This is a genomic window from Francisella noatunensis subsp. noatunensis (assembly GCF_009823375.1).
In the GTDB taxonomy this organism is placed as follows: domain Bacteria; phylum Pseudomonadota; class Gammaproteobacteria; order Francisellales; family Francisellaceae; genus Francisella; species Francisella noatunensis.
This window is the reverse complement of the sequence record NZ_WBSX01000009.1, coordinates 19,479-29,818: the sequence shown is the minus strand read 5'-3', so window position 1 is coordinate 29,818 and position 10,340 is coordinate 19,479. Positions and strand designations below refer to the sequence as shown.

Here is a 10,340-nt window from a genome sequence, read left to right as displayed (position 1 = left end):
TAATTGTTTTATCTCTCATGATAAGTCCATGAATATCAGATATGATATATCGTTCTTCTGTTGTGGGCGGTATGAATTTACATTGGGTCATATTATTTTCGATTACAAATTTGTAAAATATAAATTTATGATTTATATAAATATATTTGCATCAATATTTTTTATAAAAAAAGGTTATTTCTGTTGCATGATAGCTTTGTCAAGTAATATTTGTTTTTGATTTAATGTGATCATATTTTAAGACTAGTTAGATAATTACGAAGACATATTATCACTGGTTGAAATATAACGCAATGCTTCATATAATTATAGGTAAAAATATATATCTTTTATGTTACTAGATAAATTTACAAATTTGAGTCAACAATGGAGAAGAATTAATGCCTTATGGTATAAAATATTCATGAATTATTTGGAGCAAAGAAATTTTACCTACACAGAGTCTATTGTTTTACTAGCTACTTTATCACTAAATAAACCTTCAAAGTCAGATATATCAAAATATATGAGATGTGAGCCTCAGAGTATTACTAGAGCTATTAATAGTTTAGTATCTAAAAAATTATTGCAACGTTACATTGATTCACAAGATAAGAGAGTTGTACGTTTTACTTTAACATAGTTAGGAAAGGAGTTTTCAGTTAGGACTCAAGATTTTATAAATATAAATTGGCAAAAATCTTTAGGACATATTGATAATAAAGATTTAGATATTTTCACTAAGCAGCTAGATGAGATAATTATTAATCTAGAGCGTATAGTAGATAATGATAAAAGAAAAGATTAATCTAGAGAAAGAACATTGCCTGAGTTTGCTTCGCCTATTTTCTTAGGATTAACAGTCTCATCATCTTCGCCTTCATTAATATTGATTCCGTAACCAAATTCACGAGCATACATTCCTTGCTCAGTTTCTTTAGAAAAAACTTCTAAAACAGACTCTATAGGAATATTAATGGATATTGGTTCACCATCAAAAGTAGCATCAAAGCTAATATGGTTATCACCAATATCTGAGTTTTGTATAGCTTGAGGAGACAAGTCTAGTAGTATTTTGTTATCTTCATCAATATAGTTGTTAGGTACGACTACACCCTCATACTCAGTATCAACCAAAATATATGGTGTAAATCCGTGATCAACTAGCCAGTTGTATGTGGCTTTGACTACATATGCTCTAAGCATAGCCATATCAAGCTCCTTATGCTTTAATCGTTTTTATAAAATTAGCTTCACTCAAAAGCTCTTTGATTTCTTTGATAATGTTGTTATCTTTTGTAGGAATTGAAATCTTAAGTTTAATAAAGTAATAAAAAACAAAAGTAATAATAAGAGTTAAAACATTGATGTTTTGTGCATCTGGATTACTTTCTGCACTTATCTCTCTTTCACTGACAATTGTTTTATAAGTGCTAATAATATCTTTTTGCATTTTCACTTTTATCTCAGATGCTTCTTCTTCTGCCAAATTTGAGTCTTGCAATTTTATGATATTTTGTAGAAATGTTTTATTAACATATTCTAATAATATTCTTGCATTAGCTCTTTGCTTTGGAAAAACTGGGAACATTGGAGGAAAAGGATATAAATCTTCTATAGCTTCTATAATAACACTTAGTCTATAAACAGCAAAATCATCAGTACTAAGCGTAGGGATATTGCCATTAGGTGTTATTATATTTAGTTCTTCTAAGTGTTTTGAGTTTTCTTCTTTAGAAACATCTATAATCTTCGCATTAGCTCCTTTAATAAGAAGAATTATACGAACTATGTCGCTATAGATATCATCCTTTTTTGTATACAATAACAAGATTTTATCCTCCTAGTGATAAAAATAAAAAGAATAATAGAAAGGTAATAAATACGAATTAACGCTTAGAGAATTGTCTTCTTCTACGAGCTTTTCTAAGACCAAACTTCTTACGCTCAACTTTACGTGGATCACGAGTCACAAAGCCTGCTTCACGAAGAGCAGGTTTTAAATCTTCATCAAACTCTATAAGAGCTCTAGTAACACCTAAACGTATAGCACCAGCTTGACCAGTAGTACCACCACCTTTTACTGTTACTTTGAAGTCAAAGTTTTCAGTGTTGTTAGTCAATTCTAAAGGCTGTTTTACAACCATACAATCTGTTTCACGACATAAATACTGCTCTAATGGAAGACCATTAACGATAAATTGACCAGTACCTTTTTTCATAAATACACGAGCTACAGAACTTTTGCGACGACCTGTACCATAATTATATTCTGACATTTTCACCATCCTTTATTAAATATTGTGAGCTTGAGGTTGTTGAGCTGTATGTGGGTGATTTTCACCAGCATAAACTTTTAACTTTTTGTACATAGCACGTCCTAGTGGAGTTCTAGGAAGCATACCTTTAACAGCTTTTTCAATAGCTCTTTCTGGATGAGTTGCAATTAGCTTCTCAAAAGAGATTGATTTGATACCGCCAATATATCCAGTGTGGTGGTGGTAAATTTTGTCTTTTCTTTTGTTACCAGTTACAGCTATTTTTTCAGCATTGATGATAACAACATAATCACCAGTGTCCATAGAAGGAGTATATTCTGGCTTGTTTTTACCTCTTAGGATCATTGCTACTTCAGTAGCTAGACGACCTAAAGTTTTATCTGTAGCATCAATCAAAAGCCATTGTCTTTTGATATCTGATGGTTTTGCAGTAAACGTTTTCATCTTTTTTCCTTTATTTATTGTTGTCAATTACTCAGTTTTTGCAAAAAATTCTTAATTATGCAAACCTATAAAGCTCGCCGTACTTTAAAAATTTAAGCAGTCTATATAGTACACTGTCTACGTAAGATAAGCAAATAAAATTAATGAAGAAAATTTATAGTATGAGTTATTTTGTATCTGGCCACCTCCAATTTGGAGTATTTAGAAGATTTTGACCAATAACTTTGGTTTGTCATAGCTCTTTTTCTATCTCAATTAGGTTGTGATTTGGTAGTTGTTGTAGACATTCTATCAGTTCTTTAGAGTGTGAGATAACCCAAATTTGAGTTTTAGTAGATGCTTTAGCAATCAATCTTGCAAGCGGTGCTATCAAGTCAGAATGTAGGCTTGTCTCAGGCTCGTTTAGAACCATAAGTTCTGGAGGTCTTGGGGTAAATAGAGCAGCTGCTAACAATAAGTATCGCAACGTTCCATCAGAGAATTCACGAGCTGATAATGGGCGTAATAGCCCATGTTGACTTAGTTCTGTGATGAATTGCCCATCAGAATGTTTTTTGATATTTAGACTACTACCTGGGAAAGCATCTTCAATAGCTTCATTTAAGGCTTGGCGGTCACCAATATCAATAATTGTCTGTAATGCTGAAGTAAGATCGTGGTCATCATGACTTAGTACTGTTGTAAGAGTACCTAATTGATTAGCTCGTGCTGGAGTGTCAATATCTGTGCGAAAATGATCATAAAAACGCCATTGTTTGATTTTCTCACGCGAGGCTACAATTTCGGGTGTTTTATCTATATACAAGCTTGAGTAAAAATACTTTCATAGTTAGGACAGTGTTGCTCGATGACCTGCCATTGTTTTTGCTCTCGGACTTTTATAATATGACTATCCTATCAACTAGAGCGCTTGGATGTTTATAGGTTTCGCCCGCCCAAATTGTTTCACGTTTGATTTCAGCATCTAGAGAAAAAGAAGTTGCAGTTAGCGGGCCGGGATAGCCGAGAGAAATCGTATAGCCAAATGTTTCATCACTAAATCCTAGGCGTAGACGAGGCTCTTTTTGTTTAGGTCCTCCTTGTATTGGAGCTTTACCCTCACGCATTTCTTTGGAAATTTTTTCAGGGCCTGCCCAGAGTGTTGTGGTTAGTCCACCTTCTTTAGCAAGTGAGTTTACCACACCACCTTGAGCTGTTTCTGCTAGTAGTCTCAAAGCTTTATAAAGATTTGACTTACCGCTTGCATTAGCACCAGTTATAATATTTAGTTGTGATAGAGGTATTACTAGATTTAGTAATGAGCGGTAGTTATTAACTGCAAGAGTTTTTATCATTGAATTATGCTCCTAGAATTAAGTATATTTGAGCCAGTTTATTTAGGGAGATTTGATTAGTCTACTGGCTTCTTTGCTTGATCTTCTAATACAGTTTTCAATTGCTAATCTATCAAAAAAATTGCCAGTAATATATAAGTTAGGTATTTCTAAAAGCTCTTTTTCTAAATCTTGTAGGAAAATATGATGATTACGATGATAGCAGGGTAATGTGTTTTGTTTTATATAGGTATGAAGAATATCTTCCTCAGTTATATTCAAAAGCTTTGTTATTTTATGCATTAACTCTTTTTGAGAATAATTATCTTTACAATGAAATACTATAGCTCTATAGCTTGGATTATCAACAACATCACGAGAGACAGCTGAGTAAAAGAACTGGTCTTTACCTATTAAGCCAGCAATATTTTTAATATGTTTTAATGATTTTTTATTTGCAACAATTCCTATACTTGTTAGAATTGACATGATAGGTCTGTATTGATGTTTTGCTATGTTTGGTAGTATATCTTTTAGCAAAGACTCCGTTATATTCCATGGTGTTGCAATGCATAAGTTATCACAGTGATAACTATTAGCATTGTCTGTTTCAACTATCCATGTATCTTGTTTTGAAATCTTGATAATTTTTTCTTTGATAACAGTTTGTTTTTGATTGGTAAATAGTTCAGACAAACCATTTTTGAATGTAAAACTTCGAGGTAGAGAGATATCTCTATCATATTTTTTAAACAAGTATTCCACGGGGAAGTTTTGGCTATTTTGAGATAGTACAGCATCAAAACAAAATTTTAATGTTTTGTCGTAATTTTTTTTGCCAAATAGCTTTATTGCATATTCGCTAACAGTTTTATCTTCTTTTGAGATATTTCTATTTTTTAAGAAACTAAATGCGGCTACAAAAGGATTTATATTGGTGAAAATACTTTGAATTTTGTTGTTAGGTTGTACAAATAGGAATGGGGCTTTTCTTCTTGGCTGGATGTTCTGCTTGAGAGAGTTGTTGCGAATATAATCTATAGTCTCGTTGTAAGAGTTATATATTGTATGTGCGCCCATTTCAAGCCAAAAATCTTTATATTTCTGTGAGTCTATGCATCCTCCGATTTTATTTGGCTCAAATAGACCGTGGTCTATATTTGATTGAGATAGCTTTTGTGCTAGGGATATGCCAGAAATTCCAGCACCAATGATAATAGTGTTAAAATGTTTAGTGTTATTCATTTGGTAACAGAATCCATAGTTTACCTTGATTATTCATATGTCCAGCGTTGAATTCAGCTTGTTGGCCATGTCCCCAGAATACATCACCTCGAATAGGTCCTCGAATCGCACCTCCCGTATCTTGAGCTATCATTAATCGATCAAGAGATTTAGTGTCATGATGATTATCTTCGTAGTAATCAGTTTCTAGCCAAAGAGGAACTCCATATAGATAGTATCTGTCATCAATAGCCAGGGAATAACCAGGGGTTAATTCAACATCCTGAGCACCAACTGCATTTTTGCGATCTACATATCTAAAGAATACAAAAGACGGATCATAATTCAGAACATCATCAATTTTGTCTTTATTTTTGTTTAGCCAAGCTTTAATTGCTTGCATTGACATTTCATCTCTACTCATGTAGCCATTATCAAGTAGATATCTTCCTATAGGTTTATACTCATGTCCATTTTGACTATCGTAACCAACTAAGATATCACCACTATCAGTCTCGATCCTTCCTGAGCCTTGTATTTGCAAAAAGGTTCTATCAATTTTTGATTTAACCCATACCAATACATCTTTTTTGGTTAGTAGGTTACCATTTGATATTTCTGCGCGCGTGTAATAAGGGACAAATTTGCCATCTTTATATCTACCAAAAGAAAAACTATCATCGCCTTTGGGACGTTTGACTAAGTCATCAGGTGTTCTATAAATAGGTACAGTGTATTGTAGAGTTTTTACTAGGCTACCTTTTATGGTAGGTTCGTAGTATCCTGTGAATGTTCCAGTATCTTTACTCTTATATATTATTTGGTATGGAGTGAAGTTTTGTTCAAAAAAAGTCTTTGCTTGATCTTTTGTTTCTATTTTAGTATCCATCGCCTTATGGCAAATATTTATCCAATTTGCATATTCAGGTTTATTTTTATCAACTATTTTTATACATGACTTTTTAAAGGTATCAAAAGATATAAGTAGATCGCTAGTGTCCCAATTATTTAGATCCTTGAAACTAGTTTTTTTATAATCAACTTTATCTGAATATTTTTTTGATAAATAGCTTTGAGCAGTTACATTTGTGCAACTACTTACAAGAATAAAGAGTGCAATAAAGCTTATTTTTTTTAAATTCTCTTTTATTTTTCTAATATTCATATAAAAAAATGCCAATAATTTCTTGAAAATACAAAAACAATCACTATGTATAAAACATCTAACAAATTGTAGTATTAACAAGATTAAAATAAAAGGTTGTTTTATGAGTAAAGAAGAAAAAAATAATATTGAAGATCAGGTCTTAGATAATGAGCATGAGATAGATCAAGATTCTACTAGTAAAGCTGTAGAAGAATTATCTGCAGAAGAACAGTTAGAAAGAGCAAAAGATACAATCAAAGAGTTAGAAAAAACTTGTGATTCTTTCAAAGATGAAGCTTTAAGAGCTAGAGCGGAGATGGAAAATATTCATAAAAGAGCTGAAAGGGATATTTCTAATGCACGCAAGTTTGGTGTAGAAAAGTTTGCCAAAGAGCTTTTGCCAGTAATTGATAGTATTGAGCAAGCATTAAAGCATGAGGTTAAACTTGAAGAGGCTGTTGCTATGAAGGAAGGTATAGAATTAACTTCTAAAATGCTTGTAGATACACTTAAGAAAAATGGTCTAGAAGAGTTAGATCCAAAAGGTGAGAAGTTTGATCCAAATGTTCATGAAGCAATGGCTATGATCCCTAACCCAGAACTTGAAGATAATATCATTTTTGATGTATTTCAAAAAGGTTATATGCTAAATGGTCGTGTAGTTAGAGCAGCTAAAGTGGTTATAGTAAAAAATTAAAAAAATACTTGAAAAGCTAATAGAGATACCCATCTATAAGTCGAGATTGAAAAAAGTTTAAAAATAAAATCAAAATAATACAGGAGAGTTTTCATGGGAAAAATTATAGGAATAGATTTAGGAACTACTAACTCTTGTCTTGCTATCATGGATGGTAAGAGTGCTAAAGTTATAGAAAATGCTGAAGGTCATAGAACTACACCTTCAGTTGTTGCGTATACTGATAGTGGTGAAATATTAGTGGGTCAGGCAGCTAAAAGACAGGCGGTAACTAACCCTGATAATACATTCTTTGCTATCAAAAGACTGATTGGTCGCAAATGTGATGATAAAGCTGTTCAAGATGATATTAAAAAGAAAGTGCCTTATGCAGTAGTTAAAGCTGACAATGGTGATGCATGGGTTGCTACTAAAGATGGCAAGAAAATGGCTCCACCACAAGTATCTGCTGAAGTTCTAAGAAAGATGAAAAAAACAGCAGAAGATTATTTAGGTGAACCAGTTACAGAAGCTGTGATTACAGTACCTGCTTATTTTAATGATAGTCAAAGACAAGCAACAAAAGATGCTGGTAAAATTGCAGGTCTTGAAGTTAAAAGAATTATTAACGAGCCAACAGCTGCTGCGCTAGCGTATGGTGTAGAGTCTAAGAAAGGTGAGCAAACTGTAGCGGTATATGACCTAGGTGGTGGTACATTTGATATCTCTATTATCGAGATTGCTGATGTTGATGGCGATAACCAAATCGAAGTATTATCAACAAATGGTGATACTTTCTTAGGTGGTGAAGATTTTGACGTTGCCTTAATGAACTACTTAATTGATGAGTTTAAAAAAGAGCAAGGTATAGATCTTCATAATGATAAGCTTGCTTTACAAAGAGTAAGAGAAGCTGCTGAAAAAGCTAAGGTTGAACTATCATCAGCTCAACAAACTGATGTTAACTTACCTTACATCACAGCAGATGCTACAGGACCTAAGCACTTAAATATTAAAGTGACTAGAGCTAAGTTTGAGTCTTTAGTTTCTGACTTAGTAATCAGATCTTTAGAGCCTTGTAAAAAAGCTCTTGAGGACGCAGGTTTAAGTAAGTCTGATATTACTGAGGTGCTATTGGTTGGTGGACAAACTCGTATGCCTCTGGTACAAGAGAAAGTAAAAGAGTTTTTTGGTAAAGAGCCACGTAAAGATGTAAACCCTGATGAAGCTGTAGCAGTTGGTGCAGCTATTCAAGGTGGTGTATTAGCGGGCGACGTTAAAGATGTGCTTTTACTAGACGTGACTCCACTTTCTTTAGGTATTGAGACTATGGGTGGTGTTATGACTAAGCTTATTGAGAGAAATACTACGATTCCTACTAAGAAGTCGCAAGCATTTTCTACTGCTGAAGATAACCAACCTGCAGTAACTATACATGTGCTTCAGGGTGAGCGTGAAATGGCTTCTGCAAATAAATCTTTAGGCAGATTTGACTTAGCAGATATTCCACCAGCTCCACGTGGTATGCCACAAATTGAGGTTACTTTTGATATAGATGCTAATGGTATCTTAAATGTATCTGCTAAAGATAAAGCTACTGGTAAAGAGCAAAATATAGTAATTAAATCATCTAGTGGATTATCTGAAGAGGATATCGAAAAAATGGTACAAGATGCTGAAGCTAATGCCGAGTCAGATAAAAAGTTCCATGAGTTAGTATCTGCAAGAAATACAGCAGATAACTTAATTCATAGCTCTAGAAAGGCTCTAGCTGAGTTAGGAGATAAAGTAACTGCAGAAGAAAAAGAGAAAGTAGAAGAAGCTTGTAAAGATCTAGAATCTGTAGTGAAAGGCGATGATAAAGAAGCAATTGATGCTAAAACAAAAGCTCTAGAAGAAGTGTTCTCACCAATTGCTCAAAAGGCATATGCTGAACAAGCTCAAGCTGCAGGCGCTCAAGGTGGCGCTCAAGCTGAAGAGCCAAAAAAAGATGATGATGTTGTCGATGCAGATTTTGAAGATGTTGAAGACGACAAAAAATAAATAAAATCTGAATAAGTCAACAAAGTGTGGTTTATCCACACTTTTCTTTTTGTTATAATATTCTGTCCAAAATTTTTAGGTTAGGTAAAATGCAACAAAAATGCTATTATGAAATTTTAAATGTATCTAAAACAGCTTCAGGTGTTGAGATTAAAAGAGCTTACAGAAAGCTTGCGATGAAATACCATCCAGATCGTAATCCTGATGATAAAGAAGCAGAAATAAAATTCAAAGAGATCTCTGAAGCTTATGAAATACTAAGTGATGATAGTAAAAGATCTAGGTATGATCAGTTTGGTCATGCTGGAGTTAATCAGCAAGGCGGAGCTAGTGGCGCAGGTGGCTTTGGAGGTTTTGAGGATATTTTTGATACATTCTTTGGAGGTGCTTCCCGCGGATCTAGTAGATCTAGAGCATCTAGAGGTAGTGATCTAGAATATACTATCGAGATTTCTTTAGAAGAGGCTTTTTTTGGTGTAGAAAAAGAGATAAATATACCAAGGATGGAATCTTGTGATAGTTGTGATGGTACAGGCTCTAAGTCAAAAACTAAAACAACCTGTCATGCTTGTCATGGACAAGGAACAATTAGAAGGCAGCAAGGTTTCTTTGCTTTTGAGCAAACTTGTCCTGTATGTAATGGTACAGGTGCAAGTATCGCTGATCCTTGTGATGATTGTTATGGTAGTGGTAAAGTTAAGAAACAAAAAACTATCAAAGTTAAGATACCTGAAGGTGTAGACAGTGGTGATAGAATTAGGCTACAAGGTGAGGGTGGTTCAGGATCTAACGGTTCAATGAATGGTGACCTGTATGTCCAAATTTTAGTTAAGGATCATAAAATCTTTGAAAGAAGAGATATGAACCTATATTGTGAAATGCCAATTAGTTTCACAAAAGCTTGTCTAGGTGGTGAAATAAAGGTTCCAACTCTTGATGGTGAAGTGGTACTTAAAGTCGTACCAGAAACTCAGACTGATAAAGTATTTCGCTTAAGAGAAAGAGGAATGAAGTCTCTCAGAGGGCAAAGAAGAGGGGATCTCCTTTGTAAAGTAGTCGTTGAAACTCCTATTAATCTAAACTCTGAACAGAAAGAACTATTAGAAAAGTTTGCAGATAGTTTAGGTGAAGATTATCAAAGTAAACATTCACCTAAGAGTAAGACTTGGTTTGATAATGTCAAAGATTATGCCAAGAAATTTTTTGAGTAAATATTTCTATTATCTAAACAAATC

At 33.6% G+C, this 10,340-nt stretch carries 10 protein-coding genes and 1 pseudogene; 4 read left to right on the top strand and 7 right to left on the bottom strand.

Annotated features, from left to right (window positions below; all coding sequences use genetic code 11):
- The first annotated feature begins 331 nt into the window (after positions 1-331).
- A complete protein-coding gene (locus F8C69_RS10415) occupies positions 332-622 on the top strand; it encodes a MarR family winged helix-turn-helix transcriptional regulator (protein WP_234384136.1) in 291 nt (96 codons plus the stop codon).
- 161 nt (positions 623-783) lie between these two features.
- On the opposite strand, the gene mglB is transcribed toward F8C69_RS10415, so the two are convergent.
- The 7 genes and pseudogenes from mglB to mltA all read right to left on the bottom strand — a co-directional run bounded on the left by mglB (position 784) and on the right by mltA (position 6,404).
- The gene (mglB, locus tag F8C69_RS01740; protein WP_159183950.1) at positions 784-1,191 is read right to left on the bottom strand and encodes a transcriptional regulator MglB; all 408 of its coding nucleotides are present in this window, start codon (positions 1,189-1,191) and stop codon (positions 784-786) included.
- A 10-nt stretch (positions 1,192-1,201) separates the two neighbouring features.
- On the bottom strand, positions 1,202-1,810 hold the full coding sequence (mglA, locus tag F8C69_RS01735) for a transcriptional regulator MglA (protein WP_159183949.1): 609 nt from the start codon (positions 1,808-1,810) through the stop codon (positions 1,202-1,204).
- Positions 1,811-1,868: 58 nt separating this feature from the next.
- On the bottom strand, positions 1,869-2,258 hold the full coding sequence (rpsI, locus tag F8C69_RS01730; RefSeq protein WP_044526548.1) for a 30S ribosomal protein S9: 390 nt from the start codon (positions 2,256-2,258) through the stop codon (positions 1,869-1,871).
- Between the two features lie 15 nt (positions 2,259-2,273).
- On the bottom strand, positions 2,274-2,702 hold the full coding sequence (gene rplM, locus F8C69_RS01725) for a 50S ribosomal protein L13 (RefSeq protein WP_014714547.1): 429 nt from the start codon (positions 2,700-2,702) through the stop codon (positions 2,274-2,276).
- A 166-nt stretch (positions 2,703-2,868) separates the two neighbouring features.
- Positions 2,869-4,036: pseudogene (locus tag F8C69_RS11155) on the bottom strand (AAA family ATPase).
- 42 nt (positions 4,037-4,078) lie between these two features.
- Positions 4,079-5,260, bottom strand: a complete 1,182-nt coding sequence (locus tag F8C69_RS01715) for an NAD(P)-binding protein (protein WP_159183948.1) — start codon at positions 5,258-5,260, stop codon at positions 4,079-4,081.
- Entirely contained in the window at positions 5,253-6,404 is a 1,152-nt protein-coding gene (gene mltA, locus F8C69_RS01710) for a murein transglycosylase A (protein ID WP_159183947.1), read from the bottom strand. Before mltA ends, F8C69_RS01715 begins: the two co-directional genes overlap by 8 nt.
- A 103-nt stretch (positions 6,405-6,507) precedes the next feature.
- Between mltA and grpE the strand changes: the two genes are divergently transcribed.
- The 3 genes from grpE (at position 6,508) to dnaJ (ending at position 10,316) form a co-directional block, all read left to right on the top strand.
- A complete protein-coding gene (gene grpE, locus F8C69_RS01705) occupies positions 6,508-7,083 on the top strand; it encodes a nucleotide exchange factor GrpE (RefSeq protein ID WP_159183946.1) in 576 nt (191 codons plus the stop codon).
- 93 nt (positions 7,084-7,176) lie between these two features.
- Complete coding sequence (gene dnaK, locus F8C69_RS01700) at positions 7,177-9,105, top strand: molecular chaperone DnaK (RefSeq protein ID WP_159183945.1); 1,929 nt, start codon at positions 7,177-7,179, stop codon at positions 9,103-9,105.
- A gap of 89 nt (positions 9,106-9,194) precedes the next feature.
- Positions 9,195-10,316 (top strand): molecular chaperone DnaJ, encoded by a 1,122-nt coding sequence (gene dnaJ, locus F8C69_RS01695; RefSeq protein WP_159183944.1) that lies wholly within the window; start codon positions 9,195-9,197, stop codon positions 10,314-10,316.
- The last annotated feature ends 24 nt before the right edge of the window (positions 10,317-10,340 follow it).

Excerpts from the sequence above, each read along its gene's own strand:
- F8C69_RS10415 (WP_234384136.1), top strand. The coding sequence starts at position 332 with ATGTTACTAGATAAATTTACAAATTTGAGTCAACAATGGAGAAGAATT.
- mglB (WP_159183950.1), bottom strand. The coding sequence starts at position 1,191 with ATGGCTATGCTTAGAGCATATGTAGTCAAAGCCACATACAACTGGCTA.
- rpsI (WP_044526548.1), bottom strand. The coding sequence starts at position 2,258 with ATGTCAGAATATAATTATGGTACAGGTCGTCGCAAAAGTTCTGTAGCT.
- rplM (WP_014714547.1), bottom strand. The coding sequence starts at position 2,702 with ATGAAAACGTTTACTGCAAAACCATCAGATATCAAAAGACAATGGCTT.
- F8C69_RS01715 (WP_159183948.1), bottom strand. The coding sequence starts at position 5,260 with ATGAATAACACTAAACATTTTAACACTATTATCATTGGTGCTGGAATT.
- mltA (WP_159183947.1), bottom strand. The coding sequence starts at position 6,404 with ATGAATATTAGAAAAATAAAAGAGAATTTAAAAAAAATAAGCTTTATT.
- grpE (WP_159183946.1), top strand. The coding sequence starts at position 6,508 with ATGAGTAAAGAAGAAAAAAATAATATTGAAGATCAGGTCTTAGATAAT.
- dnaK (WP_159183945.1), top strand. The coding sequence starts at position 7,177 with ATGGGAAAAATTATAGGAATAGATTTAGGAACTACTAACTCTTGTCTT.
- dnaJ (WP_159183944.1), top strand. The coding sequence starts at position 9,195 with ATGCAACAAAAATGCTATTATGAAATTTTAAATGTATCTAAAACAGCT.